Annotated in this window: 23 protein-coding genes; 12 read left to right on the top strand and 11 right to left on the bottom strand. The window is 71.3% G+C overall.

The genetic code is table 11. From position 1 onward, the window contains the following. Positions 1–43 precede the first annotated feature (43 nt). Entirely contained in the window at positions 44–406 is a 363-nt protein-coding gene (locus tag SLAV_RS16100; protein ID WP_030236269.1) for a winged helix-turn-helix transcriptional regulator, read from the bottom strand. Between the two features lie 110 nt (positions 407–516). Here SLAV_RS16100 and SLAV_RS16105 point away from each other — a divergent pair, with 110 nt between their 5' ends. The 3 genes from SLAV_RS16105 to SLAV_RS16115 all read left to right on the top strand — a co-directional run bounded on the left by SLAV_RS16105 (position 517) and on the right by SLAV_RS16115 (position 4,046). Then, positions 517–1,374, top strand: a complete 858-nt coding sequence (locus SLAV_RS16105; protein ID WP_030236272.1) for an SDR family oxidoreductase — start codon at positions 517–519, stop codon at positions 1,372–1,374. 131 nt (positions 1,375–1,505) lie between these two features. Next, positions 1,506–2,525, top strand: coding sequence for an EamA family transporter RarD (gene rarD, locus SLAV_RS16110; protein WP_030236275.1), 1,020 nt, complete (start codon positions 1,506–1,508; stop codon positions 2,523–2,525). Between the two features lie 204 nt (positions 2,526–2,729). After that, entirely contained in the window at positions 2,730–4,046 is a 1,317-nt protein-coding gene (locus tag SLAV_RS16115) for a M28 family metallopeptidase (protein ID WP_030236277.1), read from the top strand. 55 nt (positions 4,047–4,101) lie between these two features. Here the strand turns inward: SLAV_RS16115 and SLAV_RS16120 are convergent, their stop codons facing one another. The 4 genes from SLAV_RS16120 to SLAV_RS16135 form a co-directional block, all read right to left on the bottom strand. Beyond that, entirely contained in the window at positions 4,102–4,518 is a 417-nt protein-coding gene (locus tag SLAV_RS16120) for a hypothetical protein (protein WP_234333789.1), read from the bottom strand. Beyond that, entirely contained in the window at positions 4,515–4,718 is a 204-nt protein-coding gene (locus SLAV_RS16125; protein WP_234333790.1) for a hypothetical protein, read from the bottom strand. Before SLAV_RS16125 ends, SLAV_RS16120 begins: the two co-directional genes overlap by 4 nt. 97 nt (positions 4,719–4,815) lie before the next feature. Next, positions 4,816–6,048, bottom strand: a complete 1,233-nt coding sequence (locus tag SLAV_RS16130; protein WP_030236284.1) for a LolA family protein — start codon at positions 6,046–6,048, stop codon at positions 4,816–4,818. A 227-nt stretch (positions 6,049–6,275) separates the two neighbouring features. Next, positions 6,276–7,286 carry a polyprenyl synthetase family protein gene (locus SLAV_RS16135; protein WP_030236286.1) on the bottom strand — a complete coding sequence of 337 codons (1,011 nt, stop codon included), beginning with the start codon at positions 7,284–7,286 and terminating at the stop codon, positions 6,276–6,278. Between the two features lie 190 nt (positions 7,287–7,476). On the opposite strand from SLAV_RS16135, the gene SLAV_RS16140 reads away from it, so the two are divergent. The 3 genes from SLAV_RS16140 (at position 7,477) to SLAV_RS16150 (ending at position 12,189) form a co-directional block, all read left to right on the top strand. Continuing rightward, positions 7,477–8,994, top strand: coding sequence for a peptide MFS transporter (locus tag SLAV_RS16140; protein ID WP_394298627.1), 1,518 nt, complete (start codon positions 7,477–7,479; stop codon positions 8,992–8,994). A 22-nt stretch (positions 8,995–9,016) separates the two neighbouring features. After that, on the top strand, positions 9,017–11,023 hold the full coding sequence (locus tag SLAV_RS16145) for a CocE/NonD family hydrolase (protein WP_030236290.1): 2,007 nt from the start codon (positions 9,017–9,019) through the stop codon (positions 11,021–11,023). A 101-nt stretch (positions 11,024–11,124) separates the two neighbouring features. Continuing rightward, on the top strand, positions 11,125–12,189 hold the full coding sequence (locus tag SLAV_RS16150; RefSeq protein WP_030236291.1) for a hypothetical protein: 1,065 nt from the start codon (positions 11,125–11,127) through the stop codon (positions 12,187–12,189). Positions 12,190–12,247: 58 nt separating this feature from the next. Here the strand turns inward: SLAV_RS16150 and SLAV_RS16155 are convergent, their stop codons facing one another. Together SLAV_RS16155 and SLAV_RS16160 are read right to left on the bottom strand one after the other, a co-directional pair. Further along, positions 12,248–12,442 (bottom strand): DUF397 domain-containing protein, encoded by a 195-nt coding sequence (locus tag SLAV_RS16155; RefSeq protein ID WP_030236293.1) that lies wholly within the window; start codon positions 12,440–12,442, stop codon positions 12,248–12,250. Beyond that, positions 12,439–13,275, bottom strand: a complete 837-nt coding sequence (locus tag SLAV_RS16160) for a helix-turn-helix domain-containing protein (protein ID WP_030236295.1) — start codon at positions 13,273–13,275, stop codon at positions 12,439–12,441. The genes SLAV_RS16155 and SLAV_RS16160 overlap by 4 nt, the downstream gene beginning before the upstream one ends. A gap of 154 nt (positions 13,276–13,429) precedes the next feature. Here SLAV_RS16160 and SLAV_RS16165 point away from each other — a divergent pair, with 154 nt between their 5' ends. Next, positions 13,430–13,621, top strand: a complete 192-nt coding sequence (locus tag SLAV_RS16165) for a hypothetical protein (RefSeq protein WP_392846316.1) — start codon at positions 13,430–13,432, stop codon at positions 13,619–13,621. An 88-nt stretch (positions 13,622–13,709) separates the two neighbouring features. Next, the gene (locus SLAV_RS16170; protein ID WP_037688035.1) at positions 13,710–14,093 is read left to right on the top strand and encodes a hypothetical protein; all 384 of its coding nucleotides are present in this window, start codon (positions 13,710–13,712) and stop codon (positions 14,091–14,093) included. Here SLAV_RS16170 and SLAV_RS16175 read toward each other — a convergent pair. After that, positions 14,084–14,890 (bottom strand): HAD family hydrolase, encoded by an 807-nt coding sequence (locus SLAV_RS16175; protein WP_030236305.1) that lies wholly within the window; start codon positions 14,888–14,890, stop codon positions 14,084–14,086. The genes SLAV_RS16170 and SLAV_RS16175 overlap by 10 nt on opposite strands. Positions 14,891–15,031: 141 nt before the next feature. Between SLAV_RS16175 and fahA the strand changes: the two genes are divergently transcribed. The 4 genes from fahA to SLAV_RS16195 all read left to right on the top strand — a co-directional run bounded on the left by fahA (position 15,032) and on the right by SLAV_RS16195 (position 18,442). Further along, complete coding sequence (gene fahA / locus SLAV_RS16180) at positions 15,032–16,261, top strand: fumarylacetoacetase (protein ID WP_030236307.1); 1,230 nt, start codon at positions 15,032–15,034, stop codon at positions 16,259–16,261. A 137-nt stretch (positions 16,262–16,398) separates the two neighbouring features. Beyond that, positions 16,399–17,019 (top strand): hypothetical protein, encoded by a 621-nt coding sequence (locus tag SLAV_RS16185; RefSeq protein WP_030236309.1) that lies wholly within the window; start codon positions 16,399–16,401, stop codon positions 17,017–17,019. 96 nt (positions 17,020–17,115) lie between these two features. Beyond that, a complete protein-coding gene (locus SLAV_RS16190) occupies positions 17,116–17,733 on the top strand; it encodes a hypothetical protein (protein ID WP_030236312.1) in 618 nt (205 codons plus the stop codon). A gap of 109 nt (positions 17,734–17,842) precedes the next feature. Then, on the top strand, positions 17,843–18,442 hold the full coding sequence (locus tag SLAV_RS16195) for a Uma2 family endonuclease (RefSeq protein ID WP_100660891.1): 600 nt from the start codon (positions 17,843–17,845) through the stop codon (positions 18,440–18,442). Positions 18,443–18,505: 63 nt separating this feature from the next. Here SLAV_RS16195 and nuoN read toward each other — a convergent pair whose 3' ends face one another. From nuoN to nuoL, 3 genes are read right to left on the bottom strand one after another with little or no spacing between them, the layout of a single operon-like run. Continuing rightward, positions 18,506–20,161 (bottom strand): NADH-quinone oxidoreductase subunit NuoN, encoded by a 1,656-nt coding sequence (gene nuoN, locus SLAV_RS16200; protein WP_037688037.1) that lies wholly within the window; start codon positions 20,159–20,161, stop codon positions 18,506–18,508. After that, positions 20,158–21,750: an NADH-quinone oxidoreductase subunit M gene (locus tag SLAV_RS16205; RefSeq protein ID WP_030236320.1), complete on the bottom strand. Its 1,593-nt coding sequence runs from the start codon at positions 21,748–21,750 to the stop codon at positions 20,158–20,160. The genes nuoN and SLAV_RS16205 overlap by 4 nt, the downstream gene beginning before the upstream one ends. Before the next feature lies 1 nt (position 21,751). Continuing rightward, on the bottom strand, positions 21,752–23,647 hold the full coding sequence (gene nuoL, locus SLAV_RS16210; protein ID WP_030236322.1) for an NADH-quinone oxidoreductase subunit L: 1,896 nt from the start codon (positions 23,645–23,647) through the stop codon (positions 21,752–21,754). Between the last annotated feature and the right edge of the window lie 8 nt (positions 23,648–23,655).

Genomic DNA, 23,655 nt, shown 5'->3' on the forward strand with positions numbered 1-23,655 from the left:
CGGCAGCCGCCGTGGTCCTGTGAAGACGGAAGCCCGGATCCCGCTACGGGGTCCGGGCTTCGTCGTAGGCGACGCGGGCCCGCTCCACCTCGCCGGTGCGCCGCTCGGTCCAGCGGGCCAGCGCCCACACCTGCTCGGCGGCCTCCCGGCCCAGTTCCGTCAGGGAGTAGTCCACGTGCGGCGGGATCACCGGGCGGGCGTGGCGCAGGACGAACCCGTCGCGTTCCAGGGTCTGGAGGGTCTGGGCCAGCATCTTCTCGCTGACCCCGCCGACCTCGCGGCGCAGCTCGCTGAACCGGTACGAGCGCTCGAAGAGGGCGGCGAGCACCAGGACGCCCCAGCGGCTGGTGACGTGTTCCAGGATCCCGCGCGAGGGACACATGGGGGCTTTCACACTTACTTCCATACCAGTACCTTACTTTGAAGTGGGTACTTACGGATAGTTAGCGCTTTCCATAGGCTGGTGTAATCCCCGCAGGAGAACACCAGAGACACCCGCACAGGAGCGTGAGCGTCATGAGCATCGTCGTCACCGGAGCCACCGGATCCCTCGGCCGCCTCGTCGTCGAGGAGCTGCTGGCCAAGGTCCCCGCCGACCGGCTGGCCGTCGTCGTGCGCAACGAGGAGAAGGCCGCCGACCTGGCCGCGCGCGGCATCGAGGTCCGGGTCGCGGACTACGACGACCCCGCGAGCCTGGCCGGCGCCTTCCGGGCCGGCGACCGCGTGCTGCTGATCTCCGGCAGCGAGGTCGGCCGCCGGGTCCCGCAGCACACGGCCGTCATCAAGGCGGCGGAGGCCGCCGGGGTGGCCCAGCTGGCCTACACCGGGATCCTCGGCGGGCCGGAGGCGGACTTCGAGCTGGCGGCCGAGCACAAGGTCACCGAACAGGCGATCCTCGACTCCGGCCTCCCCTACACCTTCCTGCGCAACGGCTGGTACCACGAGAACTACACCGCGCAGCTGGCCTCGGTCCTGGAGCACGGGGCGGTGCTCGGCAGCGCGGGCGAGGGCCGGATCGCCTCGGCGGCCCGTGCCGACTACGCGGCGGCCGCCGCCGCGGTGCTGACCGGCGAGGGCCACCTGAACCAGGTCTACGAGCTCTCCGGAGACACCGCCTGGAGCCTGGCCGAGTACGCCGCCGAGGTGGCGCGGCAGTCCGGGCGCGAGGTCGCGTACGCCGCCCTTCCGGCGGACGCGCACCTGAGGGCGCTGACCGGGGCCGGGGTGCCCGAGGGCTTCGCGGCGATCCTGGTCGACGTGGACGCGGCGATCTCGCGCGGCCGCCTCGCCGGCACCAGCGGCGACCTGGCCCGCCTGATCGGCCGCCCGACGACCCCGGTCGCCCACGCCATCGGCGCCGCCCTGGCCGGCTGACCGGACGGCGGGAGGCGGAAAGCGACAGCCGGGTGTCATGAGTATCTCGCCGTAACGGGCATGACATCGGCTCCTCGCGGCGCTACGGTCGTGAGGTTGTGAGATTGGCCGGAAGTCGCACTGGAGGGCCCGTGAAGGCACAGAACGAGCAGCGCGCGGGTCTGCTCTACGGATTCGGCGCCTACGGGATGTGGGGGCTGGTCCCCCTCTTCTGGCCGCTGCTCAAGCCTTCCGGGGCGATCGAGATCCTGGCCCACCGCATGGTGTGGTCCCTCGCCGTGGTCGGCGTCGCGCTGATCGCGCTGCGCCGCTGGAGCTGGATGGCGGAGCTGCTGCGCCAGCCGCGCAAGCTGGCGCTGACCGCGCTGGCCGCGACCGTGATCAGCGTGAACTGGGGCCTGTACATCTGGTCGGTCAACAACGGCCACGTGGTCGAGGCCAGCCTCGGGTACTTCATCAACCCGCTGGTGACCATCGCGCTCGGCGTCCTGGTCCTCGGGGAGCGGCTGCGCCGCCCCCAGTGGGCGGCGGTCGGCATCAGCTTCGCCGCCGTACTGGTCCTGGCCATCGGGTACGGGCGCCCGCCGTGGATCTCGCTCGCGCTGGCCTCCTCCTTCGCCACGTACGGGCTGATCAAGAAGAAGCTCGGCATGGGCGGGCTGGAGTCGCTGACCGCCGAGACGGCGATGCTGTTCCTGCCCGCCCTGGGCTACCTGCTGTGGCTCGCCGCGGAGGGCCGCTCGACCTTCGCCGCACAGGGACTCGGACACTCCGCCCTGCTCGCCTCGACGGGACTGGTCACCGCGATCCCGCTGGTCTGCTTCGGGGCGGCCGCGATCCGGGTCCCGCTGTCCACGCTGGGGCTGTTGCAGTACCTGGCGCCGGTGTTCCAGTTCGGGCTCGGGGTGCTGTACTTCCACGAGGCGATGCCGCCCGAGCGCTGGGCCGGCTTCTCCCTGGTCTGGGCCGCGCTGGTGCTGCTGAGCTGGGACGCGCTGCGCAGCTCCCGGCGCTCGCGGGCCCGGCTCGCGCAGGCCGCCGTGAACGCGGCGGCGCCCGCCGCGGCGCCCGCCGCTTCCGCCACCGGGTCCGCGGCCCCGTCCGCCGACGCCCCCGCGGCGGGGGCGGCCCCGACCCGCGGGCCCGCATAACGGCCTTCACTTCTCTCCCCCGGTCCCCGGTACGAAACCTTCGTACCGGGGATCGTCCGTTTACCGAACTCCCTTGACCGGATCGCGGTCTTGACGGACAGTCACGCTCTCACTGAACATCAGGCTCGCACTGGCGCATCATCGTTCACCTGATCGATACCGCACGTTCCGTCTCATCCCCATACGGAATCCCGGAGCCCCCACATGAGCCTGTCCGTCTCCCGGCGCCTGGCCGCCGCGACCGCGCTCGCGGTCGCGGGCCTGCTGGCCGCCACCTCCCCCGCCGCGCTCGCCGCGCCGACGGCCGTCGCCGCAGCGCCGACGCCGCCCGACATCCCGCTGGCCAACGTCAAGGCGCACCTGGCGCAGTTCTCCTCCATAGCCGCCGCCAACGGCGGCAACCGTGCGCACGGCCGGTCCGGCTACAAGGCCTCGATCGACTACGTGAAGGGCAAGCTGGACGCGGCCGGTTTCACCACCACGCTGCAGACCTTCACCTCCAGCGGTGCCACCGGCTACAACCTGATCGCCGACTGGCCGGGCGGCGACCCGAACTCCGTGCTGATGTCCGGCTCCCACCTGGACTCGGTGACGGCGGGCGCGGGCATCAACGACAACGGCTCCGGCTCGGCGGCCGTCCTGGAGACGGCGCTGGCCGTCTCCCGCGCGGGCCTGCAGCCCACCAAGCACCTGCGCTTCGGCTGGTGGGGCGCGGAGGAGCTGGGCCTGGTCGGCTCGAAGTACTACGTGAACAACCTGCCGGCGGCCGAGAAGGCGAAGATCTCCGGCTACCTGAACTTCGACATGATCGGCTCGCCGAACCCGGGCTACTTCGTCTACGACGACGACCCGACCATCGAGCAGACCTTCAAGAACTACTACGCGGGCCTCGGCATCCCCACCGAGATCGAGACCGAGGGCGACGGCCGTTCCGACCACGCCCCCTTCAAGAGCGCGGGCATCCCCGTCGGCGGCCTGTTCTCCGGCGCCGACTACACCAAGACGGCGGCGCAGGCCCAGAAGTGGGGCGGCACCTCCGGCAGGGCCTTCGACGCCTGCTACCACTCCTCCTGCGACACCACGGCGAACATCAACGACACCGCCCTGGACCGCAACGCGGACGCCATCGCCTACGCGGTCTGGAACCTCGGGGCGGCCACCCCGGTCCCGCCGGGCCCGTCCTTCGAGAACACCGCGGACGTGAACATCCCGGACTCCCCCGGCGCCGCGGTGACCTCGCCGATCAATGTCTCCGGCGTCACGGGCAACGCGCCCGCCACCACCAAGGTGGACGTCAACATCGTCCACACCTACCGCGGCGACCTGGTGATCAACCTGATCGCCCCGGACGGCACGGCGTACCTGCTGAAGAACTCCAGCTCGGACTCGGCCGCCAACGTGATCGCCACCTACACGGTGAACGCGTCCAGCGAGGTCGCCAACGGCGTCTGGAAGCTCCAGGTCAAGGACGTGGGCGCGCAGGACGTCGGCTACATCAACAGCTGGAAGATCACCTTCTGAACGGTCTGGTCCTCCAGGGCCTCCGGCACGGTCCGACCGGACCGTGCCGGTGGTGCTACGCGTCCTCGGCGGCCGGTCGCAGCGAGGCGGGCAGGGGGTCCTGGATGCGGGCGCGCAGTTCCTCCGCGACCGCCCCGATGTCCACCCGGCCCAGCTTCGCGGCCTCCACCAGGTCGCCCAGTTCCTCCGGCGAGGGCAGCTGCTTGGCCCCGGCCACCCGCAGGTACGAGCGGGTGGCGGCGGCCGCGTAGAACTCGTTCATCGGGGATTCCAGCGCGGGGCACACGGCGAGGGTGTGCAGGAACGCGGCGGCCCGCCAGGCCGTGTCGGGAGCGGGCTGCTCGGGCACCAGCACCAGGTCGTTCTGGTGCCGGGCGACGGCCGCGGCGACCCCGGAGGGGTCCCACACGGCGGGATCCGACGGCAGATGGTGGGCCAGGGCCGTCCAGGCCCACTCCATGGTGATCTTCAATTGCCGAACCGCTCCTGGAAATAGCCCCAGTGGTCGGCGAACTCCTCTATGCCGGACAGGAAGGTCTTCCGGTCCTCGTCGAGTTCGCGCTCGGTGACCTCGGTGATCAGCGCGGTCACCGTCGTCCCCAGCGCCGCCGCGCGCGCCTTGAGGCGCTCGTGGAACTCTTCGTCCAGGCGGATGGTGACGTGTCTCGACATGGCGTTCACGGTACAGCGGCCGTGCTGTACGCAGGAGCGGAACAGGACAAGGGTGGCCGGGGACACACGTCCCCGGCCACCCCCGTCGGTGGTGCGACTACTTGGCGGAGTCCGCCGTCTTGACCAGCTGGTCCTTGGTGACCGCGCCGACGTAGACCTTGCCGTCGTCGGTGATCAGCGCGTTGACCAGGCGGGTGGAGAAGATCCGGCCCTCGCCGAACTTCCCGGTGACCTTGTCCCCGAGGGAGTTCAGGAACTGCTTGGCCTCCTTCGGCGCGTTCTTGTCCTTCTCGATGTCGGAGAGGCTCTTGCCGGCGCCGGTGTCGATGCGCGCGACCGTCGCCCAGCCCTCGCCGAGGACCTTCACGTCGCCCTTGCCGCCCTTGCCGTCCGCCCCGCCGGTCAGCGCGTCCAGACCGGGGATGGACTCCAGCGGCCCGAACTCCTTGCCGTGCTCCCCGCCCTTCCCGGCGGCCTTGTCCGCGCCCTCGGTCACCTTGGCGCCCTTGGGCGGGGTGAAGGAGAAGGCGTCGGCGCCCGGCTTGGCGAAGTCGACCTGGGTGAAGCCCGCCTCGGCGATCGGCTTGCCGCCCTGGCTGGAGAGCAGCTGGACGCGCAGCGGCACTCCGTTCTTGGCGTCGACGGCGATCCGGACCGAGCCGACGGTGGAGCCGCTCTGCTTGGGCTTCAGGACGAGCTGGTAGGCGTCGCGGCCGGCGACCTGCGCGGTGTCGCCCACGGCGATGTCGGTGGTCGGTCCGGCCTGCTTGAGCAGGTCCTGGGCCAGCTGCTGCGGCGAGGCCGCGAGCCGGTCGGCCGTCTTCGGGTGCTCCTTGCCCTTGCCGGCGTCCTTACCGGCGTCCTTGCCGTCGGCCTTGTCGTGGAAGGCCTCGTTGGACTTGGAGTCGTAGCCCCAGACGTCGGTGCCGTTGTGGACGAGGGTGTACTCGTCCTTGCCGTCCAGGAAGGTCAGCTTCTGCCGGTCCGGGCCGTCGGCCGCTACGCGGAAGGTGTGGGTGCCGTTGGCCAGCTGCGCGACCTTGTCCTGCGGGTCGGCCGAGCCGCCCGCGACCCCGCCGCCGCCGAGCAGGCCGGAGGCGAGGGTGGGCAGCCCCAGGTCGGTGCTGAGCTTGGCCGTACCGGTGAGCTGCTGGACGTCGGAGGCGGCGACCTTCTCGATCAGCTGCTGCGCCGTCACCTTGGGCAGGTCCGGGCCGCCGGCGTTGGCGAAGGCCGGGACCATCGCCACGGTCGCCGCGGCGACGCCCGCCACCGCTACCGGTACCGCGTACCGGGCGGCCTTGCGAGAGGTCTTCGTGTTCGCTGCCATGTCAGTGCCCTGCCCTCTGTGTCTGTGGCGGCGACCCCCGTGTCACCGCTCTCACCCGATCCGGTGGGGTTGATGACTCCATCTGACCAAATGGGCGGCCCCGGGGCGTCAGTCCCCGGAATCAACTGCGCGTACGACCGTGGGATGACACGAAGGGGGCCCCTCACCCCGGACCCGTAGGGGTCGCGGCGGGCGAGGGGCCCCCTTGCGGTGTCGGCGGGGACGGCTCAGCCGGCCCGGTGGACCACCGCGTCGCACAGCTCTTCCAGGGCCGACTTCGCGAAGCACTCCGGCAGCGGGGCCAGCGTGGCGCGCGCGTCCTGCGCGTACTGGATGGTGTCGCGGCGGGCCTGCTCCAGCGCGGGGTGCACCCGCAGCCGGGCGAGGACCTCGGCGTGCCGGGCGTCGTCGCTCAGGTCCCCGTCCAGCAGCGCCACGAGCTCCAGGTCCTCCGGGCGCCCGTCCCGCTCGGCCATCTCCCGCAGCCGCAGCACGGGGAGCGTGGGGATGCCCTCGCGCAGGTCGGTGCCGGGGGTCTTGCCGGACTCGTGCGAGTCGGAGGCGATGTCGAGGACGTCGTCGGCGAGCTGGAAGGCGGTGCCGAGGCGCTCGCCGTACTGGGTCAGGATGTCGACGACCGACTCGTCGGCCCCGGACATCAGCGCGCCGAAGCGGCCGGAGACCGCGATCAGCGAGCCGGTCTTGCCCGCGATGACGTCGAGGTAGTGCGCGACCGGGTCGCGGCCGTCGCGCGGGCCGGCCGTCTCCAGGATCTGGCCGGTCACCAGCCGCTCGAAGGCCTCGGCCTGGATGCGTACGGCCTCGGGTCCGAGGTCGGCCAGGATGTGGGAGGCGCGGGCGAACAGGAAGTCACCCGTCAGGACCGCCACGGAGTTGCCCCAGCGGGCGTTGGCGCTCTCCACCCCGCGGCGCACGTCCGCCTCGTCCATGACGTCGTCGTGGTAGAGCGTGGCCAGGTGGGTGAGCTCCACGACCACCGCGGACGGCACGATCCCGGGTGCGTAGGGGTCGCCGAAGCGGGAGGCGAGCATCACCAGCAGCGGCCGGAACCTCTTGCCTCCGGCGCGCACCAGATGCTGGGCGGCCTCGGTGATGAAGGGGACTTCGCTCTTGGTGGCTTCCAGCAGACCCGCCTCGACGGCGGCCAGTCCGGCCTGGACATCGGTCTCAAGAGCCTGGTCCCGCACGCTCAGTCCGAACGGCCCGACGACGGTCACGAGGGGTACTCCTGTCTGCTGACGATCACGCTGACGATCACCTGGATTGTCGATGTGTCGCTGCCATCACTCAAGCCAGCGTATCCGGTCCGTTTTCGATCACCCAGAGCGCCTGCCCGGTCGCCACGTGCGCATCGCCCGATGCGCACCGGTATGTTCTAGGAGACCCGAAACAACCGGAGAATACGTTTTGTCCAGAACTGTGACCGATATAGACGAACCCAGGGACCCGGAGGCGGACCAGCCGCCACCGGGCGACGACCACGCCTTCCTCGGTCACCCCAGGGGTCTCGCCACGCTCTCCGGGCTGGAGGTCTGGGAGCGGTTCTCCTTTCTCGGCATGCAGGCCATCCTGGTCCTCTACTTCGCGGACACGGTCGCGAACGGCGGCCTGGGGATGGACCCGGCCACGGCCGCCTCCGTCTCGGCGGCCTACGGGACCATGGTCTACCTCGTCTCCGTGGCCGGCGGATGGCTCGCCGACCGGATCCTCGGTTCCTACCGCGCCGTCCTCTCCGGCGGCATCCTGATCGCCTGCGGCCACTACGCCATGGCCGTCCCCACGGCCGCCATGACCTGGGTGGGCCTCGGCCTGATCAGCGCGGGCACCGGCCTGCTCAAGCCCAACGTGGCCAGCATGGTCGGCAAGCTGTACCGGACGGCCGACCAGCGGCGCGACGCCGGTTTCGCCCTCTACTACATGGGCATCAACATCGGCGCCTTCGCCGGACCGCTGGTCACCGCCTGGTTCGGCGAGAACAAGGGCTGGCACTGGGGCTTCTCCGCCGCCGCCGTCGGGATGACCGCCGGGCTCGTCCAGTACGTCCTCGGGCGCCGCCATCTGGCCGGACGCAAGCACTCGGCCGAGTACGCCCTGGCCCCCGACGCGATGCGCACCGCCGTCCGCAGGATCGCCGGCGGCTGCGTCGCCTTCGCCGCCGTCGCCACCCTGCTGGCGGTCGTCGGCTGGTTGACGATGGGCCGTTTCGTCGACCTCCTGACCCTCGTCTCGGTGATCGCCCCGGTGGTCTACTTCACGCTCATGTTCCGCAGCCCGCGCGTCAGCGCCGAGGAGCGCGGACGGCTGCGCCCGTACGTGGTCCTCTTCCTGGCCTCGGTCGCCTTCAACTTCATCCTCTTCCAGGCGTACTCGACGATGATGCTGCTGGCCTCGACGAACGCCCGCACCGAGATCCTCGGCTTCGACTTCCCGGCGGGCTGGTACGCCTCGGCGCTCGGTGCCTTCGAGGTGCTGCTGGCCCCGGTGGTGGCCGCGCTGTGGGCCCGCATGGGCCCCCGCCAGCCGCACGCCTCCAACAAGATCGCCATCGGGGTGATCCTGGGCGGCCTGTCCTTCCTGCTGATGGTGATCCCCACCTCGGGCCACGGCGGGGAGGCCTACCGGATGGCCGCCTGGTGGATCGTCGGCTCGTACCTGCTGCTGGGGCTCGGCGACGTCCTGCTGGAGACCTCCGGCATGTCGGCCACCACCAAGCTCGCCCCCAAGGCCTACGCCAACCAGACGATGGCCCTGTGGTTCCTCTCCCTGGCGCTCGCCAACGGCATCCAGGCCCAGGTGGTCAAGGTCTACGGCACGGTGTCCGACCCCGTGTACTTCGGCGTCAACGGCGCCATCGCGGTCGCGGTGGGCCTGGCCGTGATCGCGATGGCGCCCTGGCTGCGCCGCACGATGCATCCCGTCCACTGAGGGGACCGGTGAACCCGCTCCGATGATCATCCGAACCGACTTCCCGTACGCGACGACCCACGAGGACGTCCGGATCCCGATGCCCGACGGCGTCGAGCTGTACGCCCGGATCTGGCGCCCCGTGAGCGACGATCCCGTCCCGGCCCTGCTGGAGTACCTCCCGTACCGGCTCACCGACTGGACCGCCCCGCGCGACGCCCAGCGCCACCCCTGGTACGCGGGCCACGGCTACGCCTCCGTACGGGTCGACGTGCGCGGCCACGGCAACAGCGGGGGCCGCCCCGGCGACGAGTACGACGCCCGGGAACTGGCCGACGGGGTCGCCGTGGTGGAGTGGCTGGCCGCGCAGCCCTGGTGCACGGGCGCGGTCGGCATGTTCGGGATCTCCTGGGGCGGCTTCAACAGCCTCCAGATCGCCGCGCTCGCCCCCCGGGCGCTGAAGGCCGTCGTCACCGTCTGCTCCACCGACGACCGCTTCGACAACGACGTGCACTACATGGGCGGCTCGGTCCTCGCCGTGGACATGCACGCCTGGGCCGCCACGATGCTGGCCTTCACCTCCCGCCCGCCGGACCCCCGGTACGCCGGGGACGGCTGGCGCCGCCAGTGGCTGGAGCGGCTGGAGGGCATGGAGCCCCTCGTCCACACCTGGCTCTCGCACCAGACCCGCGACTCCTACTGGCGCCACGGCAGCGTCTGCGAGGACTACGGGGCCGTCCGCGCGGCCGTCCTCGCCGTCGGCGGCTGGCACGACCCCTACCGGGACACGGTCCTGCGCCTGGTCTCCGCCCTGCCCGCCTCCCGCGTCCGGGGACTGATCGGCCCCTGGTCGCACCAGTACCCGGACCGGGGACTGCCGCCGGGCCCGGCGATCGGTTTCCTCCAGGAGACCCTGCGCTGGTGGGACCACTGGCTCAAGGGCGAGGACAACGGGGTCATGGAGGAGCCGCTGCTGCGCTCCTGGATCAGCGAGTCGCACCGGCCCGCGACCGTGTACGACCGCCTGGAGGGCCGCTGGGTCGGCGACCGGGCCTGGCCCTCCCCGACGGTGGTGCCCGTCTCCTACGGGCTCCAGGGCGCCCCGGTGGTCGTGGCCTCGCCCCAGCACACCGGGCTGGACGCGGGCCGCTTCTTCCCCTTCGGCAACGCCGCCGACCTGCCGCCGGACCAGCGGGAGGAGGACGCGAAGTCGGCCTGCTTCGAGTTCCCGGTGGCGCCGGGCGAGCCGGTGGAGATCCTCGGCCGCCCGTCGGTGACCCTGCGGCTGCGGATGGACGTCCCGTACGGGCAGGTCGTGGCCCGGCTGTGCGACGTCGCCCCCGACGGCTCCTCGACCCTGGTCACCCGGGGCGCGCTGAACCTGTCGGCGCGCCGGGGCCGGGACCGGGCGGCGCCGTGGACCCCGGGCACGCAGGAGGACGTCACCTTCGAGCTGAACGGCATCGGCCACGCCTTCCCGCCCGGCCACCGCATCCGCCTCGCCCTGTCCTCCGCGTACTGGCCGTGGATCTGGCCCCGGGCCGGCTCCGAGGCCGGCTGGACCCTCGACCCGACGGGCTCCACCCTCGAACTCCCGGTCCGCACGGCCTCCCCCGCCACGGACGGGGGCATCGTCTTCGAGGCCCCGGAACAGGCGGAGCCGCTGGGCGTGTCCTACCCCGAGACCCTGGACGGACCGCACCCGGAGCGGGTGGTCGTACGGGACGTGGCGCGCGGCACCTGGCGCCTGGAGGTGGACCCCCGCTACGGCGGCACCCGGGTCTACCCGGACGGCCTGGAGTACGAGGAGGAGGCGGCGGAGGTCTACGAGATCCAGGACGCCGATCCGCTGTCCGCGGCCTGCCGCTCGGACTGGCGCATCCGGCTCCACCGGCCGGAGGAGGGCTGGGACGCCCGGGTGGAGACCCGCTCGGAGATCACCTGCGACGAGGGCGGCTTCCTGACGTCCAACGAGGTGGTGTGCCGGGAGGGCGAGGAGGTCGTCTTCCACCGCACGTGGGAACGCCGCCTGCCGAGGACGGCGGGCTAGGGTCCGGACGCGGCTTCCGCGACGACTCCCTGCCGCGACCGCCAGGTACCGTCGTGGATCGGTGATCGGCGCTGTCAGAGGGTGCTGGCAGCATCGTCGTCATGGATGCCGTCCGTACCACCCCGCCGCGGCCGCTCGACGTCACCGCGGTCTTCCCCCGACTGGCCCCGCTGGCACGCACGGCGACCCGGTTGCATCCCCGCCCCGGAGCTCCTTCGGTGCACGACAGTTCGGTCGGCGGGCCACTGCTGTGGCCCGCCGACGAGCCCTGGCCGCACTGCGACGCCCCGCACGAGGGCGGGGACCACGCCTTGGCCGAGCTGCGCCTGCAGCAGCGCATCCGGGCGAGCGAGGCGATGCACCCGGACGGCGATGCGCCCGTCCCGGGGTACACACCTGCGGAGCAGGCGGTCCTGGACCGGCTCGACTCCGACGAAACCTGGCACGACAGCTCGTGGCTTGAGGGCCCGGTCGCCCTGCTGCCCCTGGCCCAGCTCTACGTGCGTGACGTCCCCGGGCTGCGCCCGCCCGCGGGGGCCGGGGCGGATCTGCTCCAGGTGCTGTGGTGCCCCTTCGACCACCCTCCGGAGCAGTACATGCCCAGGACCGTGGTGGTCTGGCGGTCCGCGGCCGCCGTCAACGAGGTCTTCACCTCACCCCCGGAACCGCCCCTGGTGGTCGAGGAGTACCTGCCGGAGCCGTGCGTGCTCGCGCCGGAGCAGGTCACCGAGTACCCCGGTGCCGGGGAGTTGAGCGGGGAACTGCTGGAGCAGATCGGGGACTGGAGCCTGTGGCAGGCGGCCGGCGCCGGTGTGGACAGCTCCTACGCCCCCTACCCGGACTCGTTCTACGGGAGCCACCTGTCCGTCGCCCCCGGGTGGAAGGTCGGTGGCTGGCCCATGTGGGGCTACACCGACCCCGCTCCCCGGTCCTGCCCCGCGTGCGGCACCGCGATGGACCCGCTGCTGACCATCGCCACCTTCGAATGGGACAGCAGCAACGGCAGCTGGATCCCGTACGAAGACCAGGCCGCCGCGTCCTCGACCGACCCCCGCTACCGCGACCTGACGCAACCGACCCGGATCCAGATCGGCAGCGGCTACAAACAGCAGCTCTACTTCTGCCCGGCGGCTCCGGAGCATCCCCACATCGAGTTGATGCAGTAGCCGGCCTGAGGGCGGCCGAACGGGCCCCGGGCTGCCCGCCCGGGGCCCGCCGGGCCGCTCAGACGGCCTTGAGACCGTCGACGAAGGCGGCGAACGCGTCGGCGGTGAAGCCGAGTTCGGGGCCGTCGGTGTGCTTGGAGTCCCGGACGGGGACCACACCGCGCGACGGGACGAGGTTGGTGGCGACCTCGACGCAGGCGCCGCCGTTGTCGCTGTAGGAGGACTTGAACCAGCGGGGGGATTCGGTCGTCACGACGTGCCCTTTCTTAGCTGCTCGATCAAGGCCACAGAAGTCGCCTGCGTGTGCGCTTCGGCCTGGAGCTGATGGTAGGCCGTCAGCAGGGGGACCACCGAGTTGTTGTCCCGCTCCAAATGGCCCCGTTGGGCGGATTCCGCATAGGACATGATCGAGCGATCCGGCAGCGTCAGGATGTACAGCGGCAGGTTGAACGGCCGTCGCTCGCCCATCTCGAACGGGGCGATCTGGAGCACGGTGTTCGGCAGTTCGGCGAATTCGAGCAGCCGCGTGTACTGCTCCCGCATGAGGGCGGGTCCGCCGAGCGGGCGGCGGATGCAGCTCTCGTCGAGCACCGCGAGGATCATCGGCCGGGGCGTGCGCAGCAGCACGTCCTGCCGCTCCGCGACGACGGCGATGCGTTCGGCCGCGTGATCGGCGGTGATGGCCCCCCGCTTGACGGCGCTCTCGGCCAGCACCGTCGCGTACTCCGGCGTCTGGAGCAGTCCCGGTATGACGCCGACCTCGTACAGCCGGATCTCCACCGCCCGGCTCTCGTAGCCGAGGAACTCCGGGAAGCCCTCCAGCAGGACGCCGTGACGGATCTCCCGCCACTGGCGTTCGAACGTGTTCTCGGTCCCCGCGGTGCCGAAGACCGCGTCCGCACTGCGCGCGAAACGCAGAGTAGAAATCTTGCGCCCGGTTTCCACCGCCGAGACGTGCGTGCTGGAGTAGCCCAGCCGCTTCCCGAGCTCCTCCTGCTTCCAGCCGCGCTCTTCCCGCGAGCTGCGCAGACGTGCCCCGAAGGCGGCTTCGGGGCCCGCTTCGGGGTTCAACTCCTTGCGATTCACAGGCTCGTGACCAATCTTCCGTTCCGCACTGGCAAGTTGAAGTGTCCCCACCGCCCGGCCACTCTGAACCCGCTTGGTAGTGGCATCGCTACGGAGAGGAACCGCCGTGTGTGGAACGCCCCTTCCCCCGCCCCCCGTTCCCGGAACCCTCGTCGTGGACACCGGCCGCGACGACCGGCTCGGGGAGTTCCGGGGCCTCGCCGGACCGTACTGGGCGCTGCGGCCCGTGCGCGGGGGCCCCGAGTGGGAGGCGGAGCCCCGTGAGGTGCGGCTCGCCGACCCCATGGAGCGGCTCCGGGCCGAGATCGCGCGGCGCAACGCCCTCAGCTCCGAGGGCCGGCCGTGACGCCCCGGCTGGAGGCCATGGCCGTGACCCTCGGGGCCGTCGCCTGGGTGTGCTGCGTGGCCTGCATCGTCGCCCGGGGGTGGTCCGCGTGAGCAACGCCTGCGGCGCGCCCGGGCTGCTGTCGGCCGCCCACCTCGACGCCCTCGCGGAACTCCTCGCCGGGAACGCCCGCGCCCTGCGGGCCGCGCTGGAAGAGGGCCCCGAGCTGCGCTGCGCGCTCGAACGGCACTCCGGGCCCCACATGGACCTGGTCCACGACTCCGGCTCCGGTGCGGCCCTGTGGGCCCAGTGGCCCGGCCCGGGCAGCGACGGGTGGCTGGAAACAGTCGTCACCCTGCCCGACTGCCCGGCCACCACCCCCGGCCGCGGCACGGGCTGCTGGGCGTACCTGGCCCACCCCGGCGCGCACACCTGGGAGCTCACCCCGCCCTGGGCCGTCGGCCGGAGTCCGGTCCGGCGCGTTCAGGAATAGAGGCGTTCCAGGACCACCGCGATGCCGTGCGCCTCGTTCGAGAGGGTCACCTCGTCGGCGACGGCCAGCAGCTCGCGGTGGGCGTTGGCCATCGCCACCCCGTGCGCCGCCCACGCGAACATCGGGACGTCGTTCGGCATGTCGCCGAAGGCGATCGTCGACGAGGCCTGCAGGTCCAGGACCTCCGCCGCCCGTGCCAGCCCGTCCGCCTTGTCGACGCCGGGCGGCTGGAGCTCCACCGTGTGCTCCCCCGCCATCGTGACGTTCACCAGGTCCCCGGCCACCGCGCGGGCCAGCCGCGTCAGCTCGTCGTCGTCCAGGCGCGGGTGCTGGAGCAGCACCTTGTTGATCGGCGCCGACCAGAGGTCCTCGCGCCGGGGGACGCGGACCATCGGCAGGTGCGGGTGCCACATCCGGTAGCCCGGCCCCATCAGGGTCTCCCCGTCGAGCCCCTCCTGGTTGACGGCCGTGTACACCTCGCCGACCTCGGCCTCGATCTTCCCGAGGGCCACCTCCGCGAGACCGCGGTCCATCGAGACGGAGTGCAGCAGGCGCCCGCGCGCCGTGTCGTACACCTGCGCGCCCTGCCCGCACACCGCGAGCCCCGTATACCCAAGATCCTCCAGGATCTTCCGGACCTGGGGGACGGGGCGTCCGGTGACCACGATGTGCTGGGCTCCCGCCGCGCGCGCCGTGGCGAGGGCCGCGTGGGAGCGGGCGGAGACGGTGTCCGCGGCGCACAGCAGAGTCCCGTCCAGGTCAGTGGCGATCAAGGCATAGGGAAGGGCGGAAGTCACGGCGCCAAGGATACGGACCCCATTGGACAAGTCCTACAAATAGCGCCCGAATCCGGCCTCCCACAGACCCCACCAGCCACGTAACGTGTCAGCCAGCCCCCGGGACACCCCCGGACCGCATGGAAAGCGAGGCAGTACCCCATGCCCCAGCAGAGCCCCCTCGACGTTCCCGAGGGCGACCCGTTCGGGCCGCACAACCTCCCCTACGGCGTGTTCAGCACCCCCGAGGAGCCGCAGCGCCGCCGCGTCGGCGTGCGGATCGGCGGGTACGTGCTCGATGCGGGGGCCGTGGCGGTCGCGCTCGGGTCCCCGTACGCCGGGCTGCTCGCCCAGGGCTCGCTGAACCCCCTGCTGGCCGCCGGCCGCACCGCCTGGCGGGACGTGCGCCGCGCGCTGACCGCGTGGGTGACCGACCCCGGCCACCGCGGGACCGTCGAGCCGCACCTGCTGCCGCTCGACGCCGTCACCCTGCACCTGCCGTACGAGGTCGCGGACTACGTCGACTTCTACGCGAGCGAGCACCACGCCACCAACGTCGGCAGGATCTTCCGCCCGGACGGGGACGCGCTGACCCCCAACTGGAAGCACCTGCCCATCGGTTACCACGGCCGGTCGGGAACGATCGTGGTGTCGGGCACGGACGTCGTGCGCCCCTCCGGGCAGCGCAAGGCCCCCACCGACCCGGCGCCCGTCTTCGGGCCCTCGGTCAAGCTCGACATCGAGGCCGAGGTCGGCTTCGTCGTCGGCGCCCCCTCCGAGCTGGGCCGCCCCGTGGCGCTCGGCGACTTCGAGGACCACGTCTTCGGCCTCTTCCTGCTCAACGACTGGTCCGCGCGCGACGTCCAGGCCTGGGAGTACGTGCCGCTCGGCCCGTTCCTCGGCAAGTCCTTCGCCACCTCCGTCTCCGCCTGGGTGACCCCCCTGGAGGCCCTGGACGCGGCCCGCGTGGCCCCGCCCGCCCGGGACTTCCCGCTCCTGCCCTACCTGGACGACTCCACGGCCGACCGCCCCGGCGGCTTCGACCTGCACATCACCGTCTCCATCAACGGGCAGGAGGTGGCGCGTCCGCCGTTCGCCTCGATGTACTGGACCGCCGCCCAGCAGCTGGCCCACATGACCGTCAACGGCGCCTCGCTGCGCACCGGCGACGTGTACGGCTCCGGCACCGTCAGCGGGCCCGAGGTCGACCAGCGCGGCTCCCTCCTGGAGCTCACCTGGAACGGCCGCGACGCCATCGAGCTGGCCGACGGCAAGCGCACCTTCCTGGAGGACGGCGACACCGTCACCCTCACCGCCTGGGCCCCCGGCGCCGACGGCACCCGCGTCGGCCTCGGCGAGGTCACCGGCCGGATCGTGGGCTCCGCTAGCTAGACCCCTCCGGCGGGGTGGCGGGCCTTCCCGCCGCCCCGCCGGAACCCACGTCCCCGCCTACGCCACCCGGGCGGCCCGACCACCCGTACGCTCCCCCACCCGTGGCGGGCAGGGGCGGCCGAGGCGACGCTGCTGGCATGTCCCCTCGCCACGCGAAGCGCTTCCCCCTGGTCCCCCTGGCCCTCGCGGCCGCCGCGACGCTGGCGGCCGCACCGTCGGCCGCCGCCGCCGCGCCGACCCCGCCCGCCCCGCCCGCCGGGCCGTCGTCCCGGCTCGCGCCCTCCGCCCAGCTGGCCCTGACCTACCGGGCCACCGCGAAGTACCACCGGCACAGCGTCGGCGTCGCCGCCGGGTACGTCCCCGACAAGTACTGCGTCACGAACCCGTCCGGCGGCACCGGGTCCCTCGGCTACCCGCACTTCAACCACGCCTACGACGGCTCGCTCGACCCGCAGAAGCCCACCGCCCTGCTCTACGAGGGCGACGGCAAGGGCCGCTGGCGCCTGGCCGGCCTCGAATGGATGGTCGTGGACAAGGACGGCCTGGTGGAGACCGACGACGACCGCCCGTCCCTGTTCGGGGAGCCCTTCCGCGGCCCGCTGCCGCCCCGCTTCCCGGGCCAGAAGGTGCACTACTCGCTGCACCTGTGGCTGTGGAAGGACAACCCCGCCGGACGGTTCGAGCCCTTCAACACCGCGATCACCTGCCGCCCCGGCACCACCAGACCCCGCCCGGTCGCCCCCGCCACCACCCCGTAGGGACGGGGGCGGCCCCCGTTCGGGGGCCCGCCGCGTGCAGGGCGTCCCGAGCACCGTGATGGTGGACGAAACGGCCCCACGCCTCCAGGAGTTCCGATGTCCGTACGCAGCCTGAAGCCCGTTCTCGCCTGCGCGGCCGCCGTGTCGCTCGGCCTCGCCGCCGTGCCGGCGGCCCACGCGGTGGACGGTCCCGCGCCCGACCCGCGCAACCGGCAGGCCATGCGGGACATGGCGACGGCGATGGCGGTGACGGCCAAGTACGTGGACGAGCGGGAGGCCATCAAGGACGGCTACGTCCCGCACGGCGAGGCGTGCATGAGCAACCCGTTCGGGGTCGGCTCCATGGGCTACCACTACGTCAAGGAGGCCTACTGGGGTTCGAAGGACCCCGCCAAGCCGACGGCCCTCCTCTACAGCTACACGAAGGACCGCAACGGCCGGCGCAAGCTCCAGACCGTGGAGTGGATGTCCACCGACCGCGACCAGGACCTGAAGACCACCGACGACCGGCCGAGCATGTTCGGGCTGCCCTTCGACGGGCCGATGCCGGGCCACTGGGCGGGCATGCCCAAGCACTACGACCTCCACATGTGGGCGTACGAGAAGAACCCGGCGGGCCGCTTCCACAACTGGAACCCGGCCCTGCCCTGCCCGAACAAGCCCCCGGTGGTACCGGGCGCCACCAGCCCGTCGACGCACGCGCACGGCCATTAGCCTGTACCCAAACCGTCCGTCAAGTGCTTCTCGCATATGCCTCACCCGTAAGGACGGTGTTCCGCGGATCCCCGGCGATACGCTGGTCGCACTCGCGAGACTGCGGCTCATGGGAGCACTGATGAACCCGGAACACAGCTGGCCGATCCCGCCTGCGGGCGGCTGGACCGCGGACGACCTGGACACGCTTCCGAATCTGCCTCCGCACACGGAGCTGATCGACGGGAGCCTGATCTTCGTGAGTCCGCAGACCCGATTCCACTCAGAGACGGTCGACCATGTGACCTGGGAACTGCGTTCTCAGGTCCCCGAGTCCCTCGGAGTCCTGCGCGAATTCACGATCGACATCGACCGGCGCAATCGTCCCGAACCCGACGTCATCGTGTTCCGTGACGATGTCAGCCATGGCCTCGAACAGACCCGTCTGCCTGCCGAGTCTGTTCTCCTGGCCATCGAAGTCGTATCTCCGGAGTCGATCGACCGGGATCGCGAGACCAAGCCGATCAAATACGCGCGGGCGGGAATCCTCCACTACTGGCGAGTGGAGAACAAGGACGGCCGCGCCGTCGTCTACGTGTACGAGCTCGACCCGGCGACCAAGGCGTACGTCGCCACCGGCATCTTCCACGACCGGCTGAAGGTCTCGGCCCCCTTCCCCATCGACCTCGACCTCACCGCCATCACGGCCAAGCGGACACGGCCCGAGTAGACGACCGCACACGCCAGGGCCCGGCTCCCCCGAGGGAGCCGGGCCCTGTCGCGTACAGCAGGATCAGCGGACGAACGTGCTCGCCTGCCCCGCGAGGTCCAGGAAGTACTGCGGGGCCAGACCCAGCACCAGGGTGACGGCCACGCCGACCGCGATGGTCGTCATCGTCAGCGGCGAGGGGACGGCCACGGTCGGGCCGTCTGCCTTCGGCTCGCTGAAGAACATCAGCACGATCACCCGGATGTAGAAGAACGCGGCGATCGCGGACGAGAGCACACCGACCACGACCAGCACCCCCGCACCGCCGTCCGCCGCCGCCTTGAACACGGCGAACTTGCCCGCGAAGCCCGAGGTCAGCGGGATGCCCGCGAAGGCCAGCAGGAACACCGCGAAGACCGCCGCCGTCAGCGGGGAGCGCCGGCCGAGGCCCGCCCACTTCGACAGGTGCGTGGCCTCGCCGCCCGCGTCGCGCACCAGCGTGACCACCGCGAAGGCGCCGATCGTCACGAAGGAGTAGGCCAGCAGGTAGAAGAGGACGGACTGGACGCCCTGCGCCGAGGTGGCGATCACACCGGCCAGGATGAAGCCCGCGTGCGCGATCGAGGAGTACGCCAGGAGCCGCTTCACGTCGGTCTGGGTCACGGCGATCACCGCGCCCGCCAGCATCGTGACGATCGCGACGCCCCACATGACCGGCCGCCAGTCCCAGCGCAGGCCGGGCAGGACCACGTAGAGCAGGCGCAGCAGCGCGCCGAAGGCGGCCACCTTGGTCGCGGCGGCCATGAAGCCGGTGACCGGGGTCGGGGCGCCCTGGTAGACGTCCGGGGTCCACATGTGGAAGGGGACCGCGCCGACCTTGAACAGCAGGCCCATCAGGATCAGCGCGCCGCCGATCAGCAGCAGCGCGTCGTTGCCCATGGTGGAGGCGAGGGCCGGGTCGAGCTTGGCGACGGTGCCGTCGACCACGTCGGCGATCACCGCGTAGGAGACCGAGCCCGCGTAGCCGTAGATCAGCGCGATGCCGAAGAGGAGGAAGGCGGAGGAGAACGCGCCGAGCAGGAAGTACTTGACCGCGGCCTCCTGCGACATCAGCCGCTGGCGGCGGGCGACGGCGCAGAGCAGGTACAGCGGGAGGGAGAAGACCTCCAGGGCGATGAACAGCGTCAGCAGGTCGTTGGCCGCCGGGAAGATCAGCATGCCGGCGATGGCGAACAGCGCCAGCGGGAAGACCTCGGTGGTGGTGAACCCGGCCTTGACGGCGGCCTTCTCGCTGTCGCTGCCCGGTACGGACGCGGCCTGGGCGGCGAAGGAGTCCACCCGGTTGCCGTGCGCCTTCGGGTCGAGGCGGCGCTCGGCGAAGGTGAACACGGCCACGATGGAGGCCAGCAGGATCGTGCCCTGGAGGAACAGGGCCGGGCCGTCCACGGCGATGGCGCCCATCGCCGCGATGTGCGCCTTGGTGCTGCCGTAGCCGCCGGCGGCGAGGCCGACGACCGCCGCGAAGGCCGAGGCCAGCGCGGCGACGGCGAGGAACACCTGGACGTAGTAGCGGGACCTGCGCGGGACGAAGGCCTCGACGAGGACTCCGAGGACGGCCGCGCCCACCACGATCAGCGTGGGCGCCAGCTGCGCGTACTCGATGTGCGGGGCCGGGATCTTGTCGGCCGGTCCGTTGGCCGCCAGGGTCAGCAGGGCCTGGGCAGCAGTCGCGGTGCTCACTTCGCCGCCTCCCCATTCTTGGCCTCGACGGCCACCTCGGGCTTCGGGTCGGTCTGCTTCACGTCCGACATGGTGTGCTCCACCGCCGGGTTGACGATCGTGGTGAGCGGCTGCGGGTAGACGCCCAGTGCGATCAGCAGCGCGATCAGCGGGGCGACCACGAGGACCTCGCGCAGGCGCAGGTCCCGCATGCCGGAGACCTCCTCCTTGACGGGGCCGGTCATGGTGCGCTGGTACAGGACCAGGGTGTAGAGCGCCGCCAGCACGATGCCGACGGTGGCGATGATCCCGACGACCGGGTAGCGGGCGAACGTGCCGACCAGGACGAGGAATTCGCTGACGAAGGGCGCCAGGCCCGGCAGCGACAGGGTGGCGAGGCCGCCGATCAGGAAGGTGCCGGCGAGGACCGGGGCCACCTTCTGGACACCGCCGTAGTCGGCGATGAGCCGCGAGCCGCGCCGGGAGATCAGGAATCCGGCGACGAGCATCAGCGCGGCCGTCGAGATGCCGTGGTTGACCATGTAGAGCGTCGCGCCCGACTGGCCCTGGGAGGTCATCGCGAAGATGCCCAGGATGATGAAGCCGAAGTGCGAGATCGACGCGTACGCGACCAGCCGCTTGATGTCCCGCTGCCCGACCGCGAGGAGGGCGCCGTAGACGATGCTGATCAGGGCCAGGACGAGGATCACCGGGGTGGCCCACTTGCTGGCGTCGGGGAAGAGCCCGAGGCAGAAGCGGAGCATCGCGAAGGTGCCGACCTTGTCGACGACCGCGGTGATCAGGACGGCGACCGGGGCGGTGGCCTCGCCCATCGCGTTCGGCAGCCAGGTGTGCAGCGGCCACAGCGGGGCCTTCACCGCGAAGGCGAAGAAGAAGCCGAGGAAGAGCAGCCGCTCGGTGTTGGTGGCCATGTCCAGGGTGCCCGCGGCGCGGGCGGCGGTGATCTCCTGGAGGGAGAAGTTCCCGGCGACCACGTACAGCCCGATGACGGCGGCCAGCATGATCAGGCCGCCGACCAGGTTGTAGAGGAGGAACTTGACCGCCGCGTACGAGCGCTGCGCGGCCGCGTTCTCGTCGGTCCCGGAGTGCGCCCGGTCCCCGAAGCCGCCGATGAGGAAGTACATCGGGATCAGCATGGCTTCGAAGAAGACGTAGAAGAGGAAGACGTCGGTGGCCTCGAAGGAGATGATCACCATCGCCTCGACCATCAGGATCAGGGCGAAGAAGCCCTGCGTCGGCCGCCAGCGGGAGGAGTTGGTCTCCAGCGGGTCGGCGTCGTTCCAGCCGGCGCCGATCACGAAGGGGATCAGCAGGGCGGTGAGCGCGATCAGCGCCACCCCGATGCCGTCGACGCCCAGTTCGTAGCGGACGCCGAAGTCCTTGATCCAGGCGTGGGACTCGGTGAGCTGGTAGCGGTCGCCACCGGGCTCGAAGCGGACCGCGACCAGCACGGCCAGGGCCAGCGTGGCCAGGGAGAACAGCAGCGCGAGCCACTTGGCGGCGGTCCTGCGGGAGGCCGGGACGGCCGCCGTGAGGATCGCGCCGACCGCGGGCACGGCCGCCGTCACCGTCAGAAGCGGGAAGTTCATGTCACACCGCCCTCATCAGCAGGGTCGCGGCGATCAGGATCGCCGTGCCCCCGAACATCGAGACCGCGTAGCTGCGGGCGTAGCCGTTCTGCAGCTTGCGCAGCCGGCCCGAGAGCCCGCCGACCGAGGCGGCCGTCCCGTTGACGACTCCGTCGACCAGGCTGTGGTCCACGTAGACGAGCGAGCGGGTCAGGTGCTCTCCGCCGCGCACCAGCACGACGTGGTTGAAGTCGTCCTGGTACAGGTCGCGGCGGGCCGCCCGGGTGAGGAGCGAGCCGCGCGGGGCGACGACCGGGACGGGCTTCCTGCCGTACATCCCCCAGGCGATGGCGACACCGATCACCAGGACCACCATGGTGGACAGGGTGACCGTCAGGGCGCTGATCGGCGGGTTGCCGTGCGCCTCGCCGGTGACCGGCTCCAGCCAGTCCACGAAGCGGTCGCCGATCGAGAAGAACCCGCCGGCGAAGACCGATCCGAAGGCGAGGACGATCATCGGGAAGGTCATGGACTTCGGGGACTCGTGCGGGTGCGGGGCGTGGCCCTCAGCGTCCGGCTGCCAGCGCTTCTCGCCGAAGAAGGTGAGGAGCATGACCCGGGTCATGTAGAAGGCGGTGATCGCCGCGCCCAGCAGGGCCACTCCGCCGAGGATCCAGCCCTCGGTGCCGCCCTTCGCGAAGGCCGCCTCGATGATCTTGTCCTTGGAGAAGAAGCCCGACAGGCCCGGGAAGCCGATGATGGCGAGGTAGCCGAGACCGAAGGTCACGAAGGTGATCGGCATGTACGTCCGCAGACCGCCGTACCTGCGCATGTCCACCTCGTCGTTCATCCCGTGCATCACGGAACCGGCGCCGAGGAAGAGGCCCGCCTTGAAGAAGCCGTGCGTGACCAGGTGCATGATCGCGAAGACGTAGCCGATCGGGCCGAGGCCCGCCGCGAGGATCATGTAGCCGATCTGCGACATCGTGGACCCGGCGAGGGCCTTCTTGATGTCGTCCTTCGCGCAACCGACGATCGCACCGAAGAGCAGCGTGACCGCGCCGACGACCGTGACCACCAGCTGGGCGTCCGGCGCCCCGTTGAAGATCGCGGCCGAGCGGACGATCAGGTAGACGCCGGCGGTGACCATCGTCGCCGCGTGGATCAGGGCCGAGACCGGGGTCGGGCCCTCCATCGCGTCACCGAGCCAGGACTGCAGCGGCACCTGCGCCGACTTGCCGCAGGCGGCCAGCAGCAGCATCAGGCCGATCGCCGTCAGCTTGCCCTCGCTCGCCTGGCCCACCGCGCCGAAGACCGGCCCGAAGGCGAAGGTCCCGAACGTGGTGAACATCAGCATGATCGCGATCGACAGGCCGATGTCACCGACGCGGTTGACCAGGAAGGCCTTCTTCGCGGCCGTGGCCGCGCTGGGCTTGTGCTGCCAGAAACCGATCAGGAGGTACGAGGCCAGGCCCACGCCCTCCCAGCCGAAGTACAGCAGCAGGTAGTTGTCGGCGAGGACGAGCAGCAGCATCGCCGCGACGAACAGGTTGAGGTAGCCGAAGAAGCGGCGGCGGCGCTCGTCGTGCTCCATGTAGCCGATGGAGTAGATGTGGATGAGCGTGCCCACGCCGGAGATCAGCAGGACGAAGGTCAGCGACAGCTGGTCCAGCTGGAACGCCATGTCCGCCTGGAAGCCCTCCACCGGGATCCAGGTGTACAGGCGCTGGAACATCGTCCGGTCGTCGGCGCTGCGCCCCAGCATGTCGATGAACAGGGCCACGCCGATGCCGAAGGAGACGGCGGCGAACAGGGTGCCGAGCCAGTGCCCGGCCTTGTCGAGGCGCCGGCCGCCGCAGAGCAGCACCACCGCTCCGAGCAGGGGCGCCGCGATCAGCAGCGCAATCAGATTCTCCACTGTGTGAA

Origin of the sequence: Streptomyces lavendulae subsp. lavendulae (assembly GCF_002803845.1) — a bacterium.
GTDB lineage: Bacteria > Actinomycetota > Actinomycetes > Streptomycetales > Streptomycetaceae > Streptomyces > Streptomyces lavendulae.

Excerpts from the sequence above, each read along its gene's own strand:
- SLAV_RS16205 (WP_030236320.1), bottom strand. The coding sequence starts at position 21,750 with ATGAACTTCCCGCTTCTGACGGTGACGGCGGCCGTGCCCGCGGTCGGC.
- SLAV_RS16130 (WP_030236284.1), bottom strand. The coding sequence starts at position 6,048 with ATGGCAGCGAACACGAAGACCTCTCGCAAGGCCGCCCGGTACGCGGTA.
- SLAV_RS16100 (WP_030236269.1), bottom strand. The coding sequence starts at position 406 with ATGGAAGTAAGTGTGAAAGCCCCCATGTGTCCCTCGCGCGGGATCCTG.
- SLAV_RS16185 (WP_030236309.1), top strand. The coding sequence starts at position 16,399 with ATGTCCCCTCGCCACGCGAAGCGCTTCCCCCTGGTCCCCCTGGCCCTC.
- SLAV_RS16105 (WP_030236272.1), top strand. The coding sequence starts at position 517 with ATGAGCATCGTCGTCACCGGAGCCACCGGATCCCTCGGCCGCCTCGTC.
- SLAV_RS16125 (WP_234333790.1), bottom strand. The coding sequence starts at position 4,718 with ATGTCGAGACACGTCACCATCCGCCTGGACGAAGAGTTCCACGAGCGC.
- SLAV_RS16190 (WP_030236312.1), top strand. The coding sequence starts at position 17,116 with ATGTCCGTACGCAGCCTGAAGCCCGTTCTCGCCTGCGCGGCCGCCGTG.
- SLAV_RS16195 (WP_100660891.1), top strand. The coding sequence starts at position 17,843 with ATGGGAGCACTGATGAACCCGGAACACAGCTGGCCGATCCCGCCTGCG.
- SLAV_RS16145 (WP_030236290.1), top strand. The coding sequence starts at position 9,017 with ATGATCATCCGAACCGACTTCCCGTACGCGACGACCCACGAGGACGTC.
- SLAV_RS16115 (WP_030236277.1), top strand. The coding sequence starts at position 2,730 with ATGAGCCTGTCCGTCTCCCGGCGCCTGGCCGCCGCGACCGCGCTCGCG.
- fahA (WP_030236307.1), top strand. The coding sequence starts at position 15,032 with ATGCCCCAGCAGAGCCCCCTCGACGTTCCCGAGGGCGACCCGTTCGGG.
- SLAV_RS16150 (WP_030236291.1), top strand. The coding sequence starts at position 11,125 with ATGGATGCCGTCCGTACCACCCCGCCGCGGCCGCTCGACGTCACCGCG.